The organism is Variovorax sp. RTB1 (genome assembly GCF_035018765.1).
Taxonomy (GTDB): domain Bacteria; phylum Pseudomonadota; class Gammaproteobacteria; order Burkholderiales; family Burkholderiaceae_C; genus Variovorax.
In genome coordinates this window covers 54,258-76,283 of sequence record NZ_JASJXG010000013.1, presented here as the reverse complement: position 1 = coordinate 76,283, position 22,026 = coordinate 54,258, and the positions used below count along the sequence as shown (strand labels likewise).

At 62.6% G+C, this 22,026-nt stretch carries 20 protein-coding genes and 1 tRNA gene; 9 read left to right on the top strand and 12 right to left on the bottom strand.

The genetic code is table 11. The annotated features are described in order from the left end of the window. Nucleotides 1-31: 31 nt before the first annotated feature. On the bottom strand, nt 32-934 hold the full coding sequence (gene cysM, locus QN397_RS10970) for a cysteine synthase CysM (protein ID WP_323497630.1): 903 nt from the start codon (nt 932-934) through the stop codon (nt 32-34). Nucleotides 935-974: 40 nt separating this feature from the next. Between cysM and QN397_RS10965 the strand changes: the two genes are divergently transcribed. Further along, nucleotides 975-1,059, top strand: a tRNA-Leu gene (locus QN397_RS10965). Between the two features lie 16 nt (nt 1,060-1,075). On the opposite strand, the gene QN397_RS10960 is transcribed toward QN397_RS10965, so the two are convergent. Together QN397_RS10960 and QN397_RS10955 are read right to left on the bottom strand one after the other, a co-directional pair. Then, nucleotides 1,076-1,711: a response regulator transcription factor gene (locus QN397_RS10960; protein ID WP_323497692.1), complete on the bottom strand. Its 636-nt coding sequence runs from the start codon at nt 1,709-1,711 to the stop codon at nt 1,076-1,078. Between the two features lie 50 nt (nt 1,712-1,761). Then, on the bottom strand, nt 1,762-3,117 hold the full coding sequence (locus tag QN397_RS10955; protein WP_323497631.1) for a cache domain-containing protein: 1,356 nt from the start codon (nt 3,115-3,117) through the stop codon (nt 1,762-1,764). Nucleotides 3,118-3,386: 269 nt separating this feature from the next. Here QN397_RS10955 and QN397_RS10950 point away from each other — a divergent pair, with 269 nt between their 5' ends. From QN397_RS10950 to QN397_RS10935, 4 genes are all read left to right on the top strand, one after another. Then, entirely contained in the window at nt 3,387-4,526 is a 1,140-nt protein-coding gene (locus QN397_RS10950; protein ID WP_323497693.1) for an ABC transporter substrate-binding protein, read from the top strand. Nucleotides 4,527-4,600: 74 nt separating this feature from the next. Continuing rightward, entirely contained in the window at nt 4,601-5,476 is an 876-nt protein-coding gene (locus QN397_RS10945; protein ID WP_323497633.1) for a branched-chain amino acid ABC transporter permease, read from the top strand. 21 nt (nt 5,477-5,497) lie between these two features. Continuing rightward, nucleotides 5,498-7,447, top strand: coding sequence for a branched-chain amino acid ABC transporter ATP-binding protein/permease (locus QN397_RS10940; protein WP_323497634.1), 1,950 nt, complete (start codon nt 5,498-5,500; stop codon nt 7,445-7,447). Between the two features lie 17 nt (nt 7,448-7,464). After that, the gene (locus QN397_RS10935; RefSeq protein WP_323497635.1) at nt 7,465-8,187 is read left to right on the top strand and encodes an ABC transporter ATP-binding protein; all 723 of its coding nucleotides are present in this window, start codon (nt 7,465-7,467) and stop codon (nt 8,185-8,187) included. A gap of 51 nt (nt 8,188-8,238) precedes the next feature. Here QN397_RS10935 and QN397_RS10930 read toward each other — a convergent pair whose 3' ends face one another. Then, on the bottom strand, nt 8,239-9,183 hold the full coding sequence (locus QN397_RS10930) for an SDR family oxidoreductase (protein WP_323497636.1): 945 nt from the start codon (nt 9,181-9,183) through the stop codon (nt 8,239-8,241). Nucleotides 9,184-9,221: 38 nt separating this feature from the next. Here QN397_RS10930 and QN397_RS10925 point away from each other — a divergent pair, with 38 nt between their 5' ends. Beyond that, nucleotides 9,222-10,286, top strand: a complete 1,065-nt coding sequence (locus QN397_RS10925) for a CDP-6-deoxy-delta-3,4-glucoseen reductase (protein ID WP_323497637.1) — start codon at nt 9,222-9,224, stop codon at nt 10,284-10,286. A gap of 10 nt (nt 10,287-10,296) precedes the next feature. Beyond that, nucleotides 10,297-11,271, top strand: coding sequence for a tripartite tricarboxylate transporter substrate binding protein (locus tag QN397_RS10920; protein WP_323497638.1), 975 nt, complete (start codon nt 10,297-10,299; stop codon nt 11,269-11,271). Between the two features lie 15 nt (nt 11,272-11,286). Here the strand turns inward: QN397_RS10920 and QN397_RS10915 are convergent, their stop codons facing one another. The 8 genes from QN397_RS10915 to QN397_RS10880 all read right to left on the bottom strand — a co-directional run bounded on the left by QN397_RS10915 (nt 11,287) and on the right by QN397_RS10880 (nt 20,501). After that, a complete protein-coding gene (locus QN397_RS10915) occupies nt 11,287-12,003 on the bottom strand; it encodes an ABC transporter ATP-binding protein (RefSeq protein WP_187052823.1) in 717 nt (238 codons plus the stop codon). Nucleotide 12,004: 1 nt separating this feature from the next. Continuing rightward, the gene (locus QN397_RS10910) at nt 12,005-12,775 is read right to left on the bottom strand and encodes an ABC transporter ATP-binding protein (protein ID WP_323497639.1); all 771 of its coding nucleotides are present in this window, start codon (nt 12,773-12,775) and stop codon (nt 12,005-12,007) included. Between the two features lie 12 nt (nt 12,776-12,787). Continuing rightward, nucleotides 12,788-13,978, bottom strand: coding sequence for a branched-chain amino acid ABC transporter permease (locus QN397_RS10905; protein ID WP_187052825.1), 1,191 nt, complete (start codon nt 13,976-13,978; stop codon nt 12,788-12,790). 12 nt (nt 13,979-13,990) lie between these two features. Continuing rightward, on the bottom strand, nt 13,991-14,920 hold the full coding sequence (locus tag QN397_RS10900; RefSeq protein WP_187052826.1) for a branched-chain amino acid ABC transporter permease: 930 nt from the start codon (nt 14,918-14,920) through the stop codon (nt 13,991-13,993). 253 nt (nt 14,921-15,173) lie between these two features. Further along, the gene (locus tag QN397_RS10895; RefSeq protein WP_323497641.1) at nt 15,174-16,487 is read right to left on the bottom strand and encodes a replication-associated recombination protein A; all 1,314 of its coding nucleotides are present in this window, start codon (nt 16,485-16,487) and stop codon (nt 15,174-15,176) included. Between the two features lie 94 nt (nt 16,488-16,581). Further along, a complete protein-coding gene (gene lolA / locus QN397_RS10890) occupies nt 16,582-17,226 on the bottom strand; it encodes an outer membrane lipoprotein chaperone LolA (RefSeq protein WP_323497642.1) in 645 nt (214 codons plus the stop codon). Between the two features lie 16 nt (nt 17,227-17,242). Then, nucleotides 17,243-19,645, bottom strand: a complete 2,403-nt coding sequence (locus tag QN397_RS10885; RefSeq protein WP_323497643.1) for a DNA translocase FtsK — start codon at nt 19,643-19,645, stop codon at nt 17,243-17,245. A 181-nt stretch (nt 19,646-19,826) separates the two neighbouring features. Continuing rightward, nucleotides 19,827-20,501, bottom strand: a complete 675-nt coding sequence (locus QN397_RS10880; protein WP_187052830.1) for a Crp/Fnr family transcriptional regulator — start codon at nt 20,499-20,501, stop codon at nt 19,827-19,829. Nucleotides 20,502-20,674: 173 nt separating this feature from the next. Between QN397_RS10880 and trxB the strand changes: the two genes are divergently transcribed. Together trxB and rpmB are read left to right on the top strand one after the other, a co-directional pair. Next, a complete protein-coding gene (gene trxB / locus QN397_RS10875) occupies nt 20,675-21,637 on the top strand; it encodes a thioredoxin-disulfide reductase (protein ID WP_323497644.1) in 963 nt (320 codons plus the stop codon). 149 nt (nt 21,638-21,786) lie between these two features. After that, complete coding sequence (gene rpmB / locus QN397_RS10870; RefSeq protein ID WP_323497645.1) at nt 21,787-22,020, top strand: 50S ribosomal protein L28; 234 nt, start codon at nt 21,787-21,789, stop codon at nt 22,018-22,020. The last annotated feature ends 6 nt before the right edge of the window (nt 22,021-22,026 follow it).

Here is a 22,026-nt window from a genome sequence, read left to right as displayed (position 1 = left end):
TAAGGAAGCGTCGGCGGACGCCTTAGGAGAGCTACGCGGGGAAAACGCCAGTCGACAGATACCTGTCACCGCGGTCGCAAACAATGAAAACGATGACAGCGTTCTCGACTTTTTTCGCGATGTCGAGCGCCACCCAGAGCGCGCCCGCCGCGGAGATGCCACCGAAAATACCCTCTTCGCGCGCCAGTCGCCGGCACATCTCTTCGGCGTTGTCCTGGCTCACGTTGACCACCGTGTCGACCCGGCTCGGCTCGTAGATCTTGGGCAGATACTCCTCCGGCCATTTACGGATGCCCGGAATGCGAGAACCCTCGTCGGGTTGGGCGCCGATGATCTGCACGGCCGCGTTCTTTTCCTTCAGGAACCGCGAGACGCCGGTGATCGTGCCGGTCGTGCCCATGGCACTCACGAAGTGCGTCACTTCGCCGTCCGTATCGGCCCAGATCTCGGGCCCGGTTGTTTCGTAGTGGATGCGCGGGTTGTCCGGGTTGGAGAACTGGTTGAGCACCCGCCCCTTGCCTTGCGCGACCATCTGGTCGGCCAGGTCGCGGGCGTATTCCATGCCGCCGCTCTTGGGCGTCAGCATGAGTTCAGCGCCGAAGGCTTTCATGGTCTGGGCGCGTTCGATGGAGAGGTCTTCCGGCATGATCAAAACCATGCGGTAACCCTTGATAGCCGCAGCCATTGCCAGCGCGATGCCGGTGTTGCCGGAGGTCGCTTCGATCAGCGTGTCGCCGGGCTTGATTTCACCGCGCTCCTCGGCGCGCTTGATCATCGAAAGCGCTGGCCGGTCTTTCACCGAGCCGGCCGGATTGTTGCCTTCCAGCTTGCCGAGAATCACGTTGTTGCGCTTGGCGTTTTCGGCTGCGTCGATGCGTTGCAATGCGACCAACGGCGTTTTACCGATGGCTTCTTCGATCGTCGGGTAATTCATACAAGACACTGTGCCATAATTTTGGGTTGCTCTCTTCCGTGCCCGGGTGGTGAAATTGGTAGACGCAGGGGACTCAAAATCCCCCGCCGAAAGGCGTGCCGGTTCGATTCCGGCCCCGGGCACCACGGATTTCCAGAGCTGTTAGATCGTCGTCCAGCCATTGGTCACCGCGATCTTCAGCAACTCGCTCGCCGAATCCACACCCAGCTTGCGCCGCAAGCTGAAACGATGCGTCTCCACCGTGCGCACGCTGATGTCCAGCTCCTTCGCCACCAGTTTGTTGCTGCGCCCATGCGCCAGCAGCAGCAGCACCTCGTGTTCACGAGCGGTGAGCTGCGGCGTCGTGTTGCCGAACTGCAGCATCAGGTCGGACACCTGCGCGCTGAAGTAACTGCCTCCGGCACACACCGCGCTGATGGCGCTCAGGATTTCTTCTGTCGGCGACTCCTTGAGCACGTAGCCCCGCGCGCCTGCGCGGATGGCGCTCAGCACGTACTCGCGGTTGTCGTACATGCTCAGCATCAACACCAGCACCTCGGGGTGACGCGTGCGCAGCAACGTCGCCAGCTCGATGCCGTTCATGCCGCGCATGCCGACATCGATCAGCATCAGGTCGGGCGGATCGGCGGCGGCCAGCGCCAATGCTTCGGCGCCACTCGCCGCTTCACCGATCACCCGAAGATGCGGCACCACGGCCAGCCGCGCACGCAGTCCGTCGCGCACGAGGGAATGGTCGTCGACAATCACGAGGCGGATCGGCGCAGGCTCGTCGCTCATACGGCTCACATGGGGCAAAGGGCTCGTGCCGCCGATGTCGTTCGGGCCGGTCATGCGGGCACCGCCAATGGAAAGCTCGCAATCAACGATGTGCGGCCCGGCTGCGAGATGAGCTGAAAGCTCCCGCCGTTGCGCTCCACCCTCTCGCGCATATTCGTGAGTCCGATGCCGCGGTCCTTGCTGTGCTCGACGTTCTGCACATCGAAGCCGCGTCCGTCGTCGGTGATTCGAAGCTCGAGCCGGTCGTGTGCATCGTCCAGCCGAATGTCGATGTGACTGGCCCCGGCGTGCCGCTCGGCGTTGCGCAACGCCTCCTGCGCAACACGAAACAGGCTCACGGCCTGCAGCTCTGGTAGCCGTTCTTCATGCACGTGCGGCGACACGGTCACCGTCAGGCCACTTCGCTGCGCGAGCTCGTTGCCGATGTGCTCCAGCGCCGCAGGCAATCCCAGGTCGTCGAGCAAGGCGGGCCGCAAGTCGTGCGAGATCCGCCGGACCTCGCCGATGGCTTGCGACAGCGCGCCGATCTCCTTGTCGATCGCCGTCACCGGTGCGTTGCCCGGATGCGCCAGCCGGTGCCCGACCAGCTCGAACTGGTATTTGATCGAGACCAGCAGCTGACAGATATGGTCGTGCAACTCACGCGACACCCGGGCGCGCTCGTCCTCTTGGGAGCTAACAACGCGGTGCGCCAGCGCCTTCAGCTTGCGATCGGCCTGGCGCTGCTCGCTGATGTTGAGCGCCAGCCCTCCGGCGAACACGCCGATGGCCGCGATCATCGCCACCGTCGCCAGGCCGAGCAGCGTTTGCCGGACGCTGGCCAGCAGACTCCCTCGCAGCTTGGCGGCGGCGGCATCCACGTCATCAAGGTAGATACCGGTGCCAAGCATCCAGCCCCATCGCGGGAGCTCGACCGAATATCCGAGCTTGCGTTCGATACGGCCGGTCGAAGGCTTCGGCCACAGATAGCGCTGGTAGCCCCCGCCCTCGTGAGCCCGTGCGATCAGCTCGCGGATCATGTAGGTGCCCTCGGTATCGCGACGGTTCCAAAGGTTCTGGCCAACGAGGTCCGGCTGGCGCGGATGAACCAGCGTCAGGCCCTCGCGGTCGTACACATAGAAGTAGCCGTCATCGCCGAAGTTCATGTTCGCGAGGATGGCCTTGACCTGCTCCTTGGCGGGCTCGTCGTCGCGCCCTGCTCCGTAGAGGTTGTCGATGGAAGTGAGCGCCAGCGCGATGTAGCTGCGGAGCTCTTCGCGCTTGGCGCTGAGCAATACATCTTCGAGCACCTGAGCCTGACGTTGCTCAAGTCGCTGGGTCTCGATCACCAGCAACCCGCCGATCGCAGCGATGGCAAAGAGAAGTGGCGCCACTGCGAGCAACAGGATCTTGGCCTTCGGTTTCATGGCTGTGATTGTGCGATGCAGCCGCCGCTTCAGGCACTCACCAAGGCGACTTGGCGTTTTCCCTTAGGCAGTACTACCGAGAGCATCCCCGCACTCATGCGAATACAAAAAGAATCAGGGCCGCCCAATAATTGGGCCGCTCAAAACCGTTATCGCTACCGCAACCGCAACCGCGAACCCTTCATCACCACTGCAGGAGACATGACTTGACCCGCTTCCCGAAAAAAATTGCCACTGCCATCGCGCTGGCAGCCCTCACCACTTTCGCCATGGCAGCCGATCCGATCAAGATCGGCGTCGACGGTCCGTTCACCGGCGGCTCGTCGTCGATGGGCGTGAGCATGCGCGACGGTGTCCGGCTCGCCGCAGCTGAAATCAACAAGGCCGGCGGCGTGCTCGGTCGCCAGATCGAACTGGTCGAACGCGACGACGAAGCCAAGAACGAACGTGGCGTACAAATCGCCCAGGAGTTCATCAACAAGGAAAAGGTGACCGCGGTCGTCGGCTACATCAACACCGGCGTGGCACTGGCCTCGCAACGCTTCTTCCAGGACGCCAAGATCCCGGTGCTGAACAACGTCGCGACCGGCTCGGTCATCACGCACCAGTTCGACAAAGACCCTGAAAATTACGTGTTCCGCAACGCTGCGCACGACAGCATTCAGGCGCCGATGATCGTGGAAGAAGCCATCACCCGCCGCGGCTTCAAGAAGGTCGCCATCCTGGCCGACTCCACCAACTACGGCCAGCTCGGCCGGGAAGATCTGGAGAAGGCGCTGAAGGCCAAGGGCATCACCCCGGTCGCCGTCGAGAAATTCAACATCAAGGACGTCGACATGACGGCCCAGTTGCTCAAGGCCAAGGAAGCCGGCGCCGAGGCCATACTGACCTACGGCATCGGCCCCGAGCTGGCGCAGATTGCCAACGGCATGACCAAGCTGGGCTGGAAAGTGCCGATGGTCGGCAGCTGGACGCTGGCGATGGCCAACTTCATCGACAACGCGGGCCCCGGCGGTGACGGTGCGCGCATGCCGCAAACCTTCATCCAGGAACCGACCACTCCAAAGCGCAAGGCCTTCATCGACAACTTCGTGACGACCTTCAAGCCGAAGAACAACCGGATGGATTCGCCGGTGTCGGCCGCCCAAGGCTACGACTCTATCTACCTGTTGGCCGCCGCCATCAAGCAGGCCGACAGCACCGAAGGCCCGAAGGTCAAGGCCGCGCTGGAAGACCTGAAGACGCCGGTCGAAGGCGTGGTGACGACGTACACCAAGCCGTTCAGCAAGGACGACCATGACGCCATCACCTCGAACATTCCGGTGTTCGGTGAAGTCAAGGGCGGCCGCGTGGTGTTCGCCAACGCCGAAGACCAGAAGTCGGCCGGCACCGTCCGACTGAAAAAGTAAAGCGCCTCGCGCCGAGCGCCGCCCCGGGGTCCAGCCCCGCGGCGGCGCGTTTTTCGTTTAACCAAAGAGCCGTCATGCAAATCCTGACCCAACTCATCTTCAGCGGCATCGCGCTGGGCATGATCTACGCCGTCATCGCGTTCGGTTATCAACTCACCTTCGCGACATCCGACACGTTGAACTTCGGGCAGGGCGATGCGCTCATGCTGGGCGCACTGGTCGGCCTCACGCTGGTCGGCCTGGGCGTCAACTACTGGCTGATGATCCCGATCGTTTGCGTGTTCGGTGCCTTTCAGGGCGCCGTGGTCGAACGCATCGGCGTCCGGCCAGCCATCAAGATCAAGTCGGAGTTCGGATGGATCATGTCGACCATCGCGCTCGGCATCATCTTCAAGAACGTGGCTGAAAACGTCTGGGGCCGCGACGACCTCAAGTTCCCTTCACCATTGCCCGAATCGCCTCTGCACTTCCTCGGCGCCAACGTTCTGCCAATGGAAATTCTGGTGGTCGGCGGCGCGCTGCTCATGATGCTGGCGGTCGAGTTCTTCAACCGCAAGACGATCTACGGCAAAGCGGTGGTCGCGACCTTCAACGACCGCGACGCGGCGAAGTTGATGGGCATCAACACCGGGCTCGTCATCACCTTTTCTTATGCGCTGTCGTCGATGACGGCAGCCTTTGCCGGCGTGCTGATCGCACCCTTGACGCTCACCGGCGCCACCATGGGCGCGGTGCTCGGGCTCAAGGCTTTTGCGGTCGCCATCATTGGTGGGCTGACCAGTGGCATGGGGATCGTGGTGGGCGGGATCATCCTGGGCATCGCCGAGACCACGACCGGCTTTTATCTGAGCACCGGTTACAAGGATGTGCCCGGCCTGGTGCTGTTGTTGATCGTGCTGGCCGTGCGCCCGGCGGGTCTGTTCGGCAAGACCGCCATCAAGAAGGTCTGAGCGAGCTCAACCGACATCCCCATGAAAAAGCAACACCTCCTTCTGTACATCGCGGGCATCGCCGCGCTGCTGCTATTCCCGATCGGTATCGACAATCCGTACTACATCCACCTGCTCGAAACCATCATGATCTATGCGATCGTGCTGTTCGGGCTGGACATCGTGGTCGGCTACACGGGCCAGGTTTCTCTCGGCCACGCAGGCCTCTTCGGCCTCGGTGCCTACACTGCCGGCGTGCTGGTCATGAAGCTCACCGCGCCGATCTGGATCACCATCCCAGCCGCCGTGCTTTTCACTGCCGGCTTCGGCGCCTTGCTCGCATTGCCCGCGCTCCGCGTGTCCGGGCCTTACCTCGCGATGGTCACGCTGGCCTTCGGCACCATCATCCAGATTCTCATCAACGAGATGAGCTTTCTGACCGAAGGCCCGATGGGCATCAAGCTGAACAAGCCAACGCTCTTCGGCCATCGGCTCGACGAACGCGAGTACTACTGGCTGGTGGCGGTGCTCATGGTGCTGGCGCTGATCGTGGTGCATCGCATCCTGCGCTCGCACCTGGGCCGCGCCTTCGAAGCGTTGCGCGGCAGCCCTGTCGCGTCGGATTGCATGGGTGTTTCGGTGTACCGCTACAAGGTTTATGCGTTCGTCATCAGCGCCGGTTTCGCGGGACTGGCCGGGTCGCTCTACGCGTACTCCGAGCAATACATCTCGCCCAACTCGTACAACTTCGAACTCACCGTGCTGTTCCTGCTGGCCGTGATCATGGGTGGGCGCAAGAGCCGCATCGGCTCGCTGGTGGGCGCCGCCATCATCGTTCTGCTGCCCAAGTTGCTGGACGATATCGCGATGTTCCGATACGTGTCGGTCGGACTGGCGGTCATGGTGCTGGCGGTCGCTGTCGTAGCGGTACGGCGCGGCAAGTCGACGCCCGCGCAGATGGCCATTCCGGTGGTCGGCACCATCGCGCTGGCGGCCCTGTCGTTCTGGTTGCAGACCATGACCGACTGGCGTCTGTCGATCTTCGGGATCATTACCCTCTTCGTTGTGTATTACCTGCAAGACGGCATCGTCGGCTTCGTGCGCACCGCCCTCAATCTGAAGCGCCCCAAAGCGCGCTCGGATATCACCGGCGACGTGCAGTTCACACCGGTCGACGCGGTGTCGCAGGCGGCTGGCGGCACCGGCAGCGCCGAAGTGCTGAACGCGACCGGCGTGCTGATGCAGTTCGGTGGCCTCAAGGCACTCAACAACGTCGACTTGAGCATCAAGCGCGGCACCATCCACGGCCTGATCGGCCCCAACGGTTCGGGCAAGAGCACGATGATGAACGTGCTCACGGGCATCTACGTGCCGACCGCGGGCGCCATTTCTTTCGCCGGCCGCTCGCTGGTCGGCCGCACCTCGTCGGACATCGCCTTGTCGGGCATCGCACGGACCTTTCAGAACGTGCAATTGTTCGGCGAAATGACGGCACAGCAGAACGTGCAGGTCGGCCTTCACCACACATTCGAGAGCAACCTGATCGACGTATCGATTCACACACCGCGTTACCGGCGCGAGAGCGTGGCATCGATCGAACGGGCGCTCGGCTTGCTGCGCTTCGTCGGGCTCGAAGAGCTGTCGCAGGAAGAGGCGCGCAACCTGCCCTATGGCAAGCAGCGGCTGCTGGAGATCGCACGCGCGCTGGCGCTCGACCCGCAACTGCTGCTGCTCGACGAGCCGGCCGCAGGCCTGACGGCACCGGACATCAAGGAACTCATCACGATCATCCGAAAGATCCGCGACCACGGCGTGACCGTGATCCTGATCGAGCACCACATGGACGTGGTCATGAGCATGTGCGACACCGTGTCGGTGCTCGACTTCGGTCAGAAAATCGCCGAGGGCGAACCCGCCGCGGTGCAAGCCGACGAAAAAGTCATCGAGGCTTACCTCGGCGGGCAAGCCTCCGACGAAGCGCAACCCGCCTGAGGCGGCGAGAGAACAACATGCTCACTATCCAGAATCTCTTCGCCGGCTACGGCAAGGTACAGGTGCTGCAAGGCATCTCGATCGAAGTGCCCAAAGGCAAGGTCGTCACGCTGATCGGCTCGAATGGCGCCGGCAAGACGACGACGATGCGCGCTGTGTCCGGAATGATCTCGCCGACCGGCGGCGAGATCACGCTGAACGGCAAGCGTATCGACGGGCTCGAGTCGTATCACATCGCCAAGCTGGGCCTCGCCCATTCACCCGAAGGCCGCCGCGTCTTCGCGACGATGACGGTGACCGACAACCTCATCCTCGGCGCCTTTCCACGGCTGACTGGCAGCCGGCCCAAGGGCGACGTCAGCGCCGACCTGGAGCGTGCGCTGGAGCTGTTTCCGCGGCTGAAAGAACGGCGTATGCAACTTTCGGGCACCTTGTCGGGCGGCGAGCAGCAGATGCTGGCGATGGCGCGCGCGATCATGCTGAACCCTGAAGTCGTGTTGCTCGACGAGCCTTCGATGGGTCTCGCGCCGATCCTGGTCGAAGAGGTGTTCCGCATCATCGCGCGGCTGAAAAGCGAGGGCGTGACGATGCTGCTGGTCGAACAGTTCGCGGCCGCTGCGCTCAAGGTGGCCGACTACGGCTACGTGCTGGAGAACGGCCGCATCTCGGTGCATGGTCCGGCCGCCAAGTTGCGCGACGACCCCGCAGTGAAGGCCGCGTATCTGGGCGGCAGCCACTAACTGCGACAACGCCGAGTCCGGCCTGATGGCCGGTAACTCCAGAGGTAACGGCTAAGGCAATGACTGAGTTTTTAGCGGCTGCAAGCCGGTCGCCACAGTCGGATACAGCAGCCGCACACGCAACTCGCGCTTCATGCGCGTGTTGTCGAGCCGGCGCGATTCGCCCATGAAGCTGAGCAACGACAGCGGCAACTCGGCTCCCGCCTGCTCGCGTGCGATGCGTCTGGGCCGGGGCAAGCCGTAGAGATCGGCCGCCAGGTCGACGTAGTCACCCATCTTGATGTCACTGTCGTCACTGGCATTGAACACGCGCTGCGTGCCGCCACGCCACAGCGCCACCACGCAGGCCCGCGCCAGGTCGTCGGCATGGATGTGATTGGTATAGACGTCGTCTTCACTGCGCAACACAGGCGTGCCTTTGCGGAGACGCTCGCGCGGCGTGCCGCCTTCGCGGTCGGGCGCGTAGATGCCGGGGATGCGCAGGATACGCACTGCCACGCCGGCGCGGCCGAGCCATCGCACCGAACGCTCGGCATCGACACGACGGTGCGCGCGGGGCGTGTGTGGGCTTGCCGCGCGCGTCTCATTTACCAGCGCACCACCGCAATCGCCGTAGACGCCGCTGGTCGAGCCGTAGACGAGTGCGTCGGGCAACGAGCGCAGGCGCAGTGCTCGCGCGAGCGCGACGGTGCGAGCGTCACGCCACCATCCCGTGCCCTCGACGTTGGCCGGTGGCGCCAGATGCAGCACGCGCGTCGCGATGCCGGCAAGACGCCCCAGCGAGCTCGGCACATCGAGATCGGCGACCAGCGGCGTGATCCCGGCTGCGCGCAATGCGGGCACCCTGTCGGGCGAAGAAGTCAGCGCGACCAGCTGCACACGGCCGCGCAAGGCGAGTGCGGCGCGCATCCCGACATCGCCGCAGCCGACGATGAGTACCCTTGCTCGCCGAAAGCGCGCAGGCCGCGCGCCAATGGGACTGTTGATTGAAGGCAAAATCCGTGTCCCTTCCAGAGATTGACCGAAGAATACCCATGACCAGCGCCGCGCCGCACGAAGCGGGCTTTTCCATCAGCATCGAGCCGAGCGGCAGAAGCTTTGTCGTGCAACCCGACGAAACCATCCTCGCGGCAGGCATCCGCCAGGGCATCGGCCTGCCCTACGGCTGCAAGGACGGCGCCTGCGGCTCGTGCAAGTGCAAGAAACTGTCCGGCGAAGTCACGCTCGGGACGCATCAAAGCAAGGCGCTGAGCGCCGAAGAAGAACTTGCCGGCTACGTGCTGACCTGCTGCGCGCGCCCGCAGAGCGACGTCGTTCTCGAGTCGCGCCAGGTGACCGAGGCCGGCGCTTTCCCGATCCGCAAGATGCCGGCGCGCGTGGCGGCGCTGGTCAAGAAATCGCACGACGTCGTGATGCTGCGCCTGCAGTTGCCAGCCGGCGAGCCGCTGCAGTTTCATGCCGGCCAGTACGTCGAGTTCATCCTGCGCGACGGCGCACGGCGGAGCTATTCGATGGCCAACGCGCCGCATACGTTGGGTGAGCCGGGTACCGGCATCGAACTGCACATTCGGCACTTGCCCGGCGGCAAGTTCACCGACCACGTGTTCGGCGCGATGAAAGAGAAAGAGATTCTTCGCATCGAAGGCCCGTACGGCAGCTTCTTTTTGCGCGAAGACTCGGAAAAGCCGATCGTGCTGCTCGCCTCGGGTACAGGTTTTGCACCGATCAAGGCACTGCTGGAGCATATGAAGTTCAAGGCCATCGACCGCGCTGCGATCTTGTACTGGGGCGGCCGCCGGCCCGAGGATTTGTACATGGATGAATGGGTGCGGGCACAGCTCGCCGGAATGCCCAACCTGCGCTACGTGCCTGTCATCTCCAACGCCGTGCCCGATGACAACTGGACCGGTCGAACCGGCTTCGTGCATCAGGCCGTGCTCGAGGACTTCGCAGACCTTTCGGGCTATCAGGTGTACGCCTGTGGCGCGCCCATCGTGGTGGACTCGGCCAAGCGCGATTACATGGCGCTGGGTGGACTGCCCGAAGAGGAGTTCTTCGCAGACGCCTTCACGACAGAGGCGGACAAGGCAATTCCCTGACGCCATGGCCATGAACAAACGCACCTTTCTTGTCTTGCTGGCGCTCAGCGCTGCCGTGGTCCAAGCGCCAGCGCAGGCGCAATCGAACAGCCGTCCGATTCGTCTCGTCGTGCCTTACGCAGCCGGCGGCCCGATTGACGTCACCGCGCGCATCCTGGCCGAGCGCGTCAAAGACGTGCTCGGGCCGGTCATCATCGACAACAAGCCCGGTGCGGGCGGCAACATCGGTGCCGACATCGTCGCCAAAGCGCCACCGGACGGCCTGACGATCGGCATCGCGGCGACGGCAACCAACGCTGTCAACCCGTGGCTTTACAGCAAGATGCCGTTCAACGCGGCGACCGACTTCGCACCCCTCACGCAGATGGTCCGCGTGCCCAATGTGCTGGTGATGAACGCGGCGGCCGCGGAGCGCCTGAAAATCAACACGGTGGCCGACCTGATTCGCTACGCCAAGGCCAACCCCGCCAAACTCAACTACGGGAGCGGCGGCAACGGCAGCGCCGGCCATCTGGCGGGCGAGTTGTTCAAGAAGGAGGCCGGCATCTTCGCGGTACACATCCCTTACAACGGCGGCAGCCCGGCCCAGCTGGCGCTGGTCTCGGGCCAGGTCGATTTCAACTTCGACAACCTTGCGACCGCAGCGCCGAACATCCGGTCCGGCAAGCTGAAGGCGATCGCCGTGACGACGTTGCAACGCAGCCCGTCGCTGCCCGAGGTGCCGCCGGTGGCCGAAACGCTCAGGGGCTTTTCGGTCGATACGTGGTGGGGCTTGGTGGCGCCGGCCGGTACGCCGCCCGACGTGATCGCCAAGCTGAACAAGGCCTTTGTCGATGCGCTCAATGCGCCGGAAACAAAGACGCGTTTTGCATCGCTGCTGGCCGAACCCGTGCCGACGACGCCGGATCAGTTCGGCGCGTTCATGAAAAGTGAGATGGCCAAGTACGAGAAAGTCGTCAAGGCCACGGGCGCAAAGGTGGACTGAGCGGTTACTCGCCGACTATTCCCCAAGATAGGCGGCGCGGACTTTCGGATCGCTCAGCATCACCTTGGCATCGCCGAACATGGAGATCAGCCCCGACTCCATCACATAGCCACGGTCGGCGAGCTGCAGCGCGCGGTTTGCGTTCTGCTCGACCAGCAAGATGGTCACGCCCTGCGACGCCACCGTTTGCACGACCTCGAAGATCTTGTCGCACATGATCGGCGACAGGCCCATCGTCGGCTCGTCGAGCAACAACACTTTGGGGCGCGCCATCAAGGCACGTCCCATGGCAAGCATCTGCTGCTCGCCACCCGACATGGTGCCGGCCAGTTGCGTCGCGCGCTCTTTCAGGCGGGGGAACGTCGTGAAAACGCGATCGATGTCGTTGCCGATCTCGACCTTGTCCGTGCGAATGTAAGCGCCGATCTGCAGGTTCTCGGTGATCGTCATGCGCGTGAACACGCCACGGCCCTCGGGCACCATGACCAGGCCCTCCTTGACGAGATCCCAGGCGCCGCGGCCCTTGATGTTCTTGCCCAGGAATTCGATGGTGCCGCCGAGGTGCGGCAAGGTGCCGGTGATGGCCTTCATCGTTGTCGTCTTGCCGGCGCCGTTGGAGCCGATCAACGAAACGAGCTCGCCCTCTAGCACTTCGAAGTCGATGCCCTTGACGGCCTGAATGCCGCCGTACGCGACTTTCAGGCCGCTGACCTTGAGTAGTGTCTGGGCCATGTCAATGTCCTCCGGTGCCGAGGTAAGCCTCGATCACCTTTTCGTTTTTCTGTACGTCGGCGGGCACGCCTTCGGCGATTTGTTTGCCGTAGTCGAGCACCGTCACGCGGTCGCACAAACCCATGATGAGCTTCACGTCGTGTTCGATGATGAGCACCGTGCGGTTGTCCTTGCGAATGCGGTCGATGAGTTCGCGCAACTGCAGCTTCTCGGTCGCGTTCATGCCGGCAGCCGGTTCGTCGAGCGCGATGAGTTTCGGGTCTGTCGCTAGAGCACGCGCGATTTCGAGCCGGCGCTGGTCGCCATAGCTCAGGGTGCGCGCCTTAAAGTCCGCGTACTTGCCAACACCGACGTACTCGAGCAGTTCCATCGCGCGTTTGGCAATCGCCGCTTCCTCCGTCTTGAAACTGCTCGTGCGAAAGATCGCGCCGAACACGCCCGAGTGGGTGCGCACATGGCGCCCGACCATCACGTTCTCGAGGGCCGTCATTTCAGCAAAAAGGCGGATGTTCTGAAAAGTGCGGGCGATGCCGGCTTGCGCCACCTCATGCACCGCCGTGGGTTGGTACGGCTTGCCGCCCAATTCGAAGCTGCCGCTGTCCGGCGTGTAGAGCCCGGTGATCACGTTGAAGAAGGTCGTCTTGCCGGCGCCGTTGGGGCCGATCAGGCCGTAAACCTGGCCCTGCTTGATGGTGATGCCCACGTCCGACAGCGCCTGCAAGCCGCCGAAACGTTTGGAGATGCCGCGCACCTCGAGAATGGTTTCAGTCATGTGCTGGCTCGTTCAAGGATTGATCGACATCGGACGCGCGGCACCGCCGGGCACTTCATCGGATGGTGCCTCGAGGCCCGAGCCGTGCTGCTGGATCGATCCATCGATCGGCACCGGGCTGCCCTTGGCCGACGCGAGCGACTTGCCGTGGTCTGGCGATGGCCACAAGCCACGCGGCCGTACCAGCATGATGATGATCATGGCAAGCGCGATAAAGAGCTGGCGCAGGATGGATGCATCGAGTCGGCCGTCGGTCAGCGCCTGGAGCGGACCCGCCACGTAGCGCAGCACCTCGGGCAGCGTCGCCAGCAATACCGCGCCGAGGATCACGCCCGGCAAATGGCCGATGCCACCCAGCACGACCATCGCGACGATCATCACCGACTCGTTCAAATTGAAAGACTCCGGCGTGATGGCGCTTTGGAACGACGCGAACATGGCACCCGACACGCCGCCAAAGCTGGCGCCCATGCCGAAGGCCAGCAGCTTCATGTTGCGTGTGTTGATGCCCATCGCCTTGGCGGCGATTTCGTCCTCCCGAATCGCCATCCAGCCACGCCCGACTCGCGAGTTCTGCAGGCGGTGCGAGATGACGAGCGTGACCAGCACGAAGACCAGAAACAGGTAGTAATACAGCGTGACCGAAGACATCGTATAGCCGCCGATGGTCAAAGGCTTGCCCAGATTGAGCCCGAAAAAATGCACCGAATCGATCCCGTCGATGCCTTTTGCGCCGTTGGTGATGTTGGCCGGGTGGTCCAGCGTGTTCATGAACACACGAATGATTTCACCGAAGCCCAGCGTCACGATGGCCAGATAGTCGCCGCGCAGTTTGAGCGTGGGTGCGCCGAGCAGCACACCAAAAACCCCCGCGAGACCCAGCGCCAGCGGAATCACCACCAGCAGCGGCGTGTGCAGCCCACCCGGAAACATCGCGGCGATGGCCGGGAAGTTATCGGTCAACTGCGAGGAATTGAGCAACGCGTACATGTACGCGCCGATCGCATAGAAGGCCACATAGCCCAGGTCGAGCAGACCGGCGTAACCGACCACGATGTTCAAGCCCAGCGCCAACAGGCAATAGAGCAAAGCGGTGTCGGCGATGCGCACCCAGGCATTGCCGAACTGCTGCAGGATATGCGGCAGCACGATGAGGGCAATGGCCGCGAGGATGAAGAGAACAATGCTTTTTTTCTTTTGCATGGTGTTCACTCCTTAAGCTCGGTCTGCCACGCGCTCGCCCAGCAAGCCGGATGGTCGCACGGTCAGTGTGATGATGAGGATCACGAACGCGAAGATGTCGGCATGCTGGCTGCCCAGCACATCGCCTGTGAGCGTGCCCAGGTAACCGGCCCCGATCACTTCGACCAGTCCCAGCACCAACCCGCCGACCACGGCGCCCGGCAGGTTGCCGATGCCGCCGAACACCGCCGCAGTGAAGGCCTTGAGGCCGGGCAAGAAACCCATCGAGTGGTTGGCGATGCCGTAGTTGGAAGCTTGCATCACGCCAGCGATGGCTGCGAGCACCGCACCGATGACGAATGTCGCTGAAATCACCACGTCAGGGCGGATGCCCATGAGCGACGCGACGCGCGGGTTCTCGGCGGTGGCACGCATCGCGCGGCCGAGTTTGGTGTAGTTGACCAACCAGGTCAGCACGGCCAATGAAATAGCGGTAACGACCAGGATCATGATTTGCGTGGGCGAGATCGACGCGCCGGCCACATTGATGGAATCCGAGGGCAACAAGGTCGCATAAGGCTTGTTGGTCGGCTTCCAGATGATCATCGCCAGCGTCTGCAGCAGGATCGACATGCCGATAGCCGTGATGAGCGGAGCCAGCTTGGGGCTGTTTCGCAGTCGCCGGTAAGCCAGCTTCTCGATCACGAAATTAAGCGTGGCCGCGACGACGCAGGCGCAGATCAGCGCGATGATGAGCATGAGCCAGCCTGGCATGCCGGGCATCGACTCCTGCATGAAGCGGATCACGCTCCAACTGGTGAGCGCGCCGACCATCAGCACTTCGCCGTGCGCAAAGTTGATGAGGTTGATGATGCCGTACACCATGGTGTAGCCCAAGGCTATCAAGGCATACATGCTGCCGAGAACCAGACCGTTGATGATCTGCTGCAGCAATATTTCCATAACGAGTCCCTACGCACCGGATTGGCGCCGTTCAGCTACCTAGCAAAATTCCCGCCAGACCCGATCGGTTGGCGGCAAGGTGGGCGGGATTGTAGGCACGCATGCACGCTACTTTGGTGCATTCGGGGCACGGGTTTTCCCGCTGTGGCGTGCGCTCACCACAGCCTTTTGCAGATTGCGCATGCGGTGATGTCGGGCCTGATGTCTGCAGTCGATCGCTGTTGCAAAGACCATTCATTTGGTCGGCTGCCAGTCAGTCTTTTGCGTCGCCGTTTTTCTTGCGGAGCTCGCGCAGCTTCTCGGCAATACGGATCTCCAGCCCGCGTTCGACAGGGCGATAAAACGGCGGCGGTGCCATACCGTCGGGCAGATAGCTCTCACCGGCAGCAAAGCCGTCGGCCTCGTCATGCGCATAGCGATAGCCTTTGCCGTAGTCGAGCTCCTTCATGAGCTTGGTCGGTGCATTGCGCAGATGCATCGGCACCGGCCTCGTCCCGTCGTTCTTGATGAAGGCCTTGATCTCGTTGTACGCCTTGTAGACCGCGTTCGACTTGGGCGCCATCGCCAGGTAGATCACGCATTCGGCCAGCGCGAGCTCGCCTTCCGGCGTGCCAAGGCGCTCGTAGACTTCGGCTGCGTCCAGCGCGAGCCGCAGTGCCCGCGGGTCGGCCAGGCCGATGTCTTCGCTGGCCATGCGCACCAGGCGGCGCGCCATGTAGCGCGGGTCGGCGCCGCCATCGAGCATTCGCATGAACCAGTAGAGCGAGGCATCGGGGTCGCTACCTCGGACCGATTTGTGCAGCGCGCTGATGGTGTCGTAGAACTGTTCGCCGCCCTTGTCGTAGCGCCGCATGCGCTCGCCCAGCACGCGCAGCAACCAGTCGTCGGTAATTTGCTCGATCTTTTCGGCACCAGCGGCAACGGCCAGCGTCTCGAGCGTGTTGAGCAGGCGGCGCGCATCACCGTCTGCATAGGCAACGAGCCGGTCGATCGCAGCGCCTTCGATGGCCGGCACCGCGTTGATCTGCTGGGCGCGCGTGACGATCTGTTTCAGGTCGTCCTCACCCAGCGGTTGCAGCACGTACACCGCAGCCCGCGAAAGCAGCGCCGAGTTCACCTCGAAGGAAGGGTTCTCGGTCGTCGCGCCGATGAAGGTGAACAGGCCTGACTCGACGTGCGGCAAGAAGGCGTCCTGCTGGCTCTTGTTGAAGCGATGCACTTCGTCCACGAACACGATGGTGCGCCGTTGTTCCAGGCCATCCCGCGCGACCGTGGCGCGATCGACCGCATCGCGAATGTCCTTTACACCGCCGAGCACCGCGCTGATGCTCAAGAACTGCGCATCGAACGAATCCGCCATCAAACGGGCGATGGTCGTCTTGCCGGTGCCGGGCGGTCCCCAGAGGATGCAGGAGTGCGGCTGGCCCGACTCGAACGCGATGCGCAGTGCCATGCCCGGTCCGAGCAGGTGCTGCTGGCCGATGACCTCGCCCAGCGTCTTCGGTCTCAGGCGCTCGGCCAGTGGTTGGTGTGATGTCGCTGCAGTGGCTTGGGATTTGACGGCCATGGGAACATTTTGCGATGCCGCGCTACAAGAACGGGAGCGCTATGCCGAGAAGGTCGAAAGCGGACAGCGATGAGGCCGACCGCGACCGCGGAGGCTATTGCTTCAAAACATCGGCGCCCGCAGGCGTCTTGAATTCGAAGGTGCCTGCCGGCAGCGTCGGATTGACCTCGACCTTGCTGAACTTCAATACCGATCGCTGGCCGAAGCTGTCGAGGATTTCGAGCGACGCCAACGCGTCACCCTGAAACCCGATCTGCACGCTCTGGAGCTGGCCGTCCTTGCTCTTCGGGGTTGCCTTGACCCACTGCAGGCCATCGCGCTCCGGCGCGCCTTCGAGCGCGAAGTCGGTCTGCAGTGCGCGCAAGTCGGGAGCGGCCGCAATCAGTGCGGCGGGCGTCGACCCAAGGGCCTGCGCCTGTGGGCGCTGCGTGACCTGGTTGAGATCGACATCGAACAGCGACAGCGTCTTGCCGTCGGCGACGATGGTCTGCGCAAACGGCTTCTTGTAGTCGAACTTGAATTTGCCAGGCCGCTGGAACTCGAAGGTGCCGGTCGACGTCTTGACGCGCCCTAGCTGGCCGTCGCGCGGCGGCGCAGTCACGGTCTGCGTGAAATCGGCGCGGCCGCTTTTCACGGTCTTCACAAATGACTCAAGGCTTTCCATGCCGCCGGCCCATGCGCTGCCACATGCACCGAATGTGGCAGTTGCTATCAACAGTGTCGCAAAGAGCTTTTTCATCAATCGTCCGTTAGGTTCACTCGGCGCGCGCCGGCACCAGAATTTCGCGCTGGCCATTGGTGCTCATCGAGCTGACCAGACCGGCCTTTTCCATGTCTTCGACCAGCCGCGCCGCGCGGTTGTAGCCGATCTTCAGGTGGCGCTGCACCAGCGAAATGCTGGCCTTGCGGTTTTTGAGCACGACCTCGACCGCCTGGTCGTACATCGGGTCCTTTTCGGCGCTGGCATCGCCGCTCATAGACAGGTCTTCGCCGTCGACCGAACCGCCTTCGAGTACGCCTTCGATGTAGTCGGGCTCGCCTTGCGACTTGAGGTACGCGACCACGCGATGGACTTCCTCATCGCTGACGTAGGCGCCATGCACGCGAACCGGCAGTCCGGTGCCGCTGGCCATATAGAGCATGTCGCCCATTCCGAGCAGCGCTTCGGCGCCCATCTGGTCGAGGATGGTGCGCGAGTCGATCTTGCTCGACACCTGAAACGAAATCCGGGTCGGAATGTTGGCCTTGATCAGTCCGGTAATGACGTCGACGCTGGGACGCTGCGTCGCCAGAATCAAATGGATGCCTGCTGCGCGCGCCTTTTGCGCGAGTCGCGCGATCAGTTCCTCGATCTTCTTGCCGACCACCATCATCAGGTCGGCCAGCTCGTCGATGACGACCACGATGTGCGGCTCGCGGCGCAATGGCTCCGGATCGTCCGGCGTCAGGCTGAACGGGTTGTAGATGAACTCTTCGCGGGCCTTGGCCTCGTCGATCTTGACGTTGTACCCGGCCAGGTTGCGCACGCCAAGCTTGCTCATCAGCTTGTAGCGGCGCTCCATTTCGGCCACGCACCAGGTGAGGCCGTGCGCGGCCTGCCGCATGTCGGTGACCACCGGCGCCAGCAGGTGCGGGATACCCTCGTAGACCGACATTTCGAGCATCTTGGGATCGATCATCAAGAGCCGAACGTCGCGCGCCTCGGCCTTGTAGAGCAACGACAAGATCATCGCGTTGATGCCGACCGACTTGCCCGAGCCGGTCGTGCCAGCCACCAGCACGTGCGGCATCTTGGCAAGGTCGGCGACGACCGGGTTGCCGATGATGTCCTTGCCGAGCCCCATCGTGAGCATCGACTTGCCCTCGTGATAGATCTGCGAGCCCAGGATTTCGCTGAGCTTGATCGACTGCCGCTTGGCGTTCGGCAACTCGAGCGCCATGAAGTTCTTGCCGGGAATGGTTTCGACCACCCGGATCGACACCAGCGACAACGAACGCGCCAGGTCTTTGGCCAGGCCGACGATCTGCGAACCCTTGACGCCGGTCGCCGGTTCGATCTCGTAGCGCGTGATCACAGGGCCGGGCGAGGCCAGCACCACGCGCACTTCGACGCCGAAGTCCTTCAACTTCTTCTCGATCATGCGAGAGGTCATTTCGAGCGTGTCGGGCGAAACCGTCTCCTGCCTCACCAACGCTGCATCGAGCAAATCGACTTGCGGCAACTTGCTGTCGGGCAATTCCTTGAAGAGCGGCTTCTGACGCTCTTTGACGACGCGGGTGCTCTTGGGCACATCGCTCATGGCCGGTTCGATCTGCACCGGCGGCGAAGGGGGGCGGCGTCTTGGCGGCGGATCGATGCGTATCTCGTCGTCAGCCATCTCGCCGTCGTCGCCATCGCCATCGCCATCGCGCGAGGCCAGATACTCTTCTGCCTCCGCGCGCTCCCGGACGGCCTTCTTGCCTAATGCAATGTCGGCCGCAATCTCGCGCTTTTCGCGCCGCGATTCGAACAGCGAATACACCCGCGAGCCGATACGTTCTGCGATCAGGCTCCACGAAAATCGGAACACCAGCGCAGAGCCGATCACGCCGCAGGCAATGGCGATCAGCGCCGAGCCGGTAAAGCCCATCCACTTGACGCTCCCCGGCCCCACGAGATAGCCGAGGATGCCGCCGCCATGACCAGGCAAACGGAATTCGAGGCGGTACAAACGCGACCATTCGAGCATGGCGCTGGCGCATAGAAGCAGCACCAGCCCCGCCCAGAACGCGATACGGCTGCGGTTGAAGCGACCGCGCACGGGCTCCTCGGCGGGCGACACTTCGCCTCCGCGCAGCCAGCCGGCCAACGATGACAGCCAGACACGCAGGCCCGCCGCAAGGCACCACCAAACTGAATAGCCGGCCAGGAAGTAGCTGCCATCGGCTATCCACGCGCCGAGTCGGCCTCCCCAGTTCTTGACGTCACCGCCCGTGCCGGACGTCGACCAGGCCGCATCGGAGGGGGTGAAGCTCAACATGGCGAGCAGCCAGAACAGCAGCACCACAAACCCCGCGATCAGCGTGATTTCGTGGGCGAAGCGCATCGCCTTCAGGCGCACGGGCTGCGCGTCGGCACCAGGAGAAGAAGATTGAAGCGTATTGAGCGAATAGGTCATGAAAAACGCGGCATCCAGCCCGCTACTCCAGACAATGAAGAACGGGCAACGGCCGCATGAACACTACAACGAAAAAGGCGCCTGTCGCGTTGTCAGCGACGGCACCGTCAGAAGCGCGCAACGCGCCGCGGCGCCGTGCCCGTTTCAAGCCATCTGCGGAAGTCGCAGCCGGCACGGCCGCTCAGGTCAGCGACAGCAGCCGGTCTTTGACGATCATCGAGCCATCGGGCTGCGTCTGGACAAAGCCCCGCTCTTCGAGGTCTTTCATGACTCGGCTGACCATCTCGCGCGATGCGCCCACCATCTTGGCCAGGTCCTGGCGGGAAATCTTGTCACGCACTTTGAGGTTACCCGCGCCATCGTCCACTGCAAACTCAAGCAGGGAGCGCGCGACGCGCCCATAAACGTCCATCAAGGCGAGCGACTCGATCTTGCGATCGGCGTGCCGCAAGCGTTGCACCAGGCCTCGCATGATGTTGTACGACATGGACGAGTTCTCGGGCAGGCAGCGCGCGAACGCTTCGCGGCCCAGCATGAGGACGTCGGTCTGCACTTCAGTGCGGACGGTGGCCGAATGCGGCTCGTCGTCGATCAAGCTCATCTCGCCGATGTAGTCGCCGGGTTGCAAGGTGGCGAGAATGACTTCGCGGCCCCGGCTGTCGGTGCTCATGACACGCGCTCGTCCTGTGAGAATGATGTACAGCGCATCTGATTTCTTGCCCTGCTCGACCACCATCTCCGCGCGTTTGAAGCGTTTTTTGATGATCGCGTCTGCGATGCTTGCAGCCTGCATGGGAGTCAGGGCTGCGAACAGTGGGACGCGCCGGAGCAGCTCAAGATTGGACAGCATCGACATTCAATTAATCCTCGCTACCGCACGTTGTTCGACCAATTGCAAACCAATTCATTAAAGCAATCGTGCGCATTGAAAATGGAGCGCGCCCGGTATTGAACCGGGCGGTGATACTTCATACCTATCACCCTGAAAATGTACACGCTGGCGCAGCGCAAATCTTAGGTTTTCTATCCATGTCCTCATCCCCACAACACGCCAAGGTCCTAATCCTGGGCTCCGGCCCGGCCGGCTACACCGCCGCCGTTTATGCGGCACGCGCCAACCTGCAACCGCTCCTCATCACCGGCATGGCTCAGGGCGGACAGCTCATGACCACGACCGAAGTCGACAATTGGCCGGCAGACGTTCACGGTGTTCAAGGCCCCGAACTGATGCAGCGTTTTCTGGAGCACGCAGAGCGTTTCAAGACGCAAATCGTGTTCGATCACATCAACAAGGTCGACTTGAGCAAGCGACCTTTCACTCTCTCCGGCGACAGCGCAACCTACACCTGCGACGCCCTCGTAATCTCCACCGGTGCTTCGGCAAAGTATCTGGGCCTCGAATCGGAACAGAAGTTCATGGGACGCGGTGTGTCCGGATGCGCAACTTGCGACGGCTTCTTTTACAAGAACCAGGAAGTTTGCGTCATTGGCGGCGGCAACACGGCGGTCGAAGAGGCGCTCTACCTGTCGAATATCGCCAGCAAGGTCACTCTCGTGCATCGACGCGACAAGTTCAAGGCGGAGCCCATCTTGATCGACAAGCTCTACGAGAAAGAGCGTGAAGGCAAGATCGTACTCAAGGTCCACAACACGCTCGACGAAGTGCTGGGCGACGACTCGGGCGTGACGGGCGTTCGACTCAAAAATGCGCAAACAGGCTCGACCGAAGACATCAAGCTGCAGGGCTGCTTCATCGCGATCGGTCATCACCCCAACACCGACATTTTCGAAGGCCAGGTCGAGATGAACGGCGGCTACATCGTGACGCGCTCGGGGCTGCAGGGCTTTGCGACCATGACGAGCGTGCCGGGCGTCTTTGCCGCAGGCGATGTGCAAGACAGCATCTACCGTCAAGCCATCACCAGCGCAGGCACGGGCTGCATGGCAGCGCTCGACGCGCAGCGCTTCCTCGAACAAGACGGCACGCTATAATCGCAGGCTTTGCTGAATTCGGGTGCATTTTTGCGCTCCGGCAAACCGGGGTACCGCCACCCGTTTCTGGCGAGGTCAAGCTGCAAACCACCCCCAACGGATTTCGTTCCGCTGCGACCGGTGCCAGCTGTTCATGAAGGAGCGTCCACATGGCACGCGTATGTCAAGTCACGGGTAAGGGCCCGATGGTCGGAAACAATGTTTCCCACGCCAACAACAAAACCAAGCGCCGGTTCTTGCCGAACCTGCAATACCGTCGTTTCTGGGTCGAGACAGAAAACCGCTGGATTCGCCTGCGTGTTTCAAGCGCTGCTTTGCGCCTGATCGACAAAAACGGCATCGACGTCGTGCTCGCAGATCTGCGCGCACGCGGCCAAGCTTAAGGAGCT

Coding starts and splice junctions, on each gene's coding strand:
- cysM (WP_323497630.1), bottom strand. CDS start 934: ATGAATTACCCGACGATCGAAGAAGCCATCGGTAAAACGCCGTTGGTC.
- QN397_RS10960 (WP_323497692.1), bottom strand. CDS start 1,711: ATGAGCGACGAGCCTGCGCCGATCCGCCTCGTGATTGTCGACGACCAT.
- QN397_RS10955 (WP_323497631.1), bottom strand. CDS start 3,117: ATGAAACCGAAGGCCAAGATCCTGTTGCTCGCAGTGGCGCCACTTCTC.
- QN397_RS10950 (WP_323497693.1), top strand. CDS start 3,387: ATGGCAGCCGATCCGATCAAGATCGGCGTCGACGGTCCGTTCACCGGC.
- QN397_RS10945 (WP_323497633.1), top strand. CDS start 4,601: ATGCAAATCCTGACCCAACTCATCTTCAGCGGCATCGCGCTGGGCATG.
- QN397_RS10940 (WP_323497634.1), top strand. CDS start 5,498: ATGAAAAAGCAACACCTCCTTCTGTACATCGCGGGCATCGCCGCGCTG.
- QN397_RS10935 (WP_323497635.1), top strand. CDS start 7,465: ATGCTCACTATCCAGAATCTCTTCGCCGGCTACGGCAAGGTACAGGTG.
- QN397_RS10925 (WP_323497637.1), top strand. CDS start 9,222: ATGACCAGCGCCGCGCCGCACGAAGCGGGCTTTTCCATCAGCATCGAG.
- QN397_RS10920 (WP_323497638.1), top strand. CDS start 10,297: ATGAACAAACGCACCTTTCTTGTCTTGCTGGCGCTCAGCGCTGCCGTG.
- QN397_RS10915 (WP_187052823.1), bottom strand. CDS start 12,003: ATGGCCCAGACACTACTCAAGGTCAGCGGCCTGAAAGTCGCGTACGGC.
- QN397_RS10910 (WP_323497639.1), bottom strand. CDS start 12,775: ATGACTGAAACCATTCTCGAGGTGCGCGGCATCTCCAAACGTTTCGGC.
- QN397_RS10905 (WP_187052825.1), bottom strand. CDS start 13,978: ATGCAAAAGAAAAAAAGCATTGTTCTCTTCATCCTCGCGGCCATTGCC.
- QN397_RS10900 (WP_187052826.1), bottom strand. CDS start 14,920: ATGGAAATATTGCTGCAGCAGATCATCAACGGTCTGGTTCTCGGCAGC.
- QN397_RS10895 (WP_323497641.1), bottom strand. CDS start 16,487: ATGGCCGTCAAATCCCAAGCCACTGCAGCGACATCACACCAACCACTG.
- lolA (WP_323497642.1), bottom strand. CDS start 17,226: ATGAAAAAGCTCTTTGCGACACTGTTGATAGCAACTGCCACATTCGGT.
- QN397_RS10885 (WP_323497643.1), bottom strand. CDS start 19,645: ATGACCTATTCGCTCAATACGCTTCAATCTTCTTCTCCTGGTGCCGAC.
- QN397_RS10880 (WP_187052830.1), bottom strand. CDS start 20,501: ATGTCGATGCTGTCCAATCTTGAGCTGCTCCGGCGCGTCCCACTGTTC.
- trxB (WP_323497644.1), top strand. CDS start 20,675: ATGTCCTCATCCCCACAACACGCCAAGGTCCTAATCCTGGGCTCCGGC.
- rpmB (WP_323497645.1), top strand. CDS start 21,787: ATGGCACGCGTATGTCAAGTCACGGGTAAGGGCCCGATGGTCGGAAAC.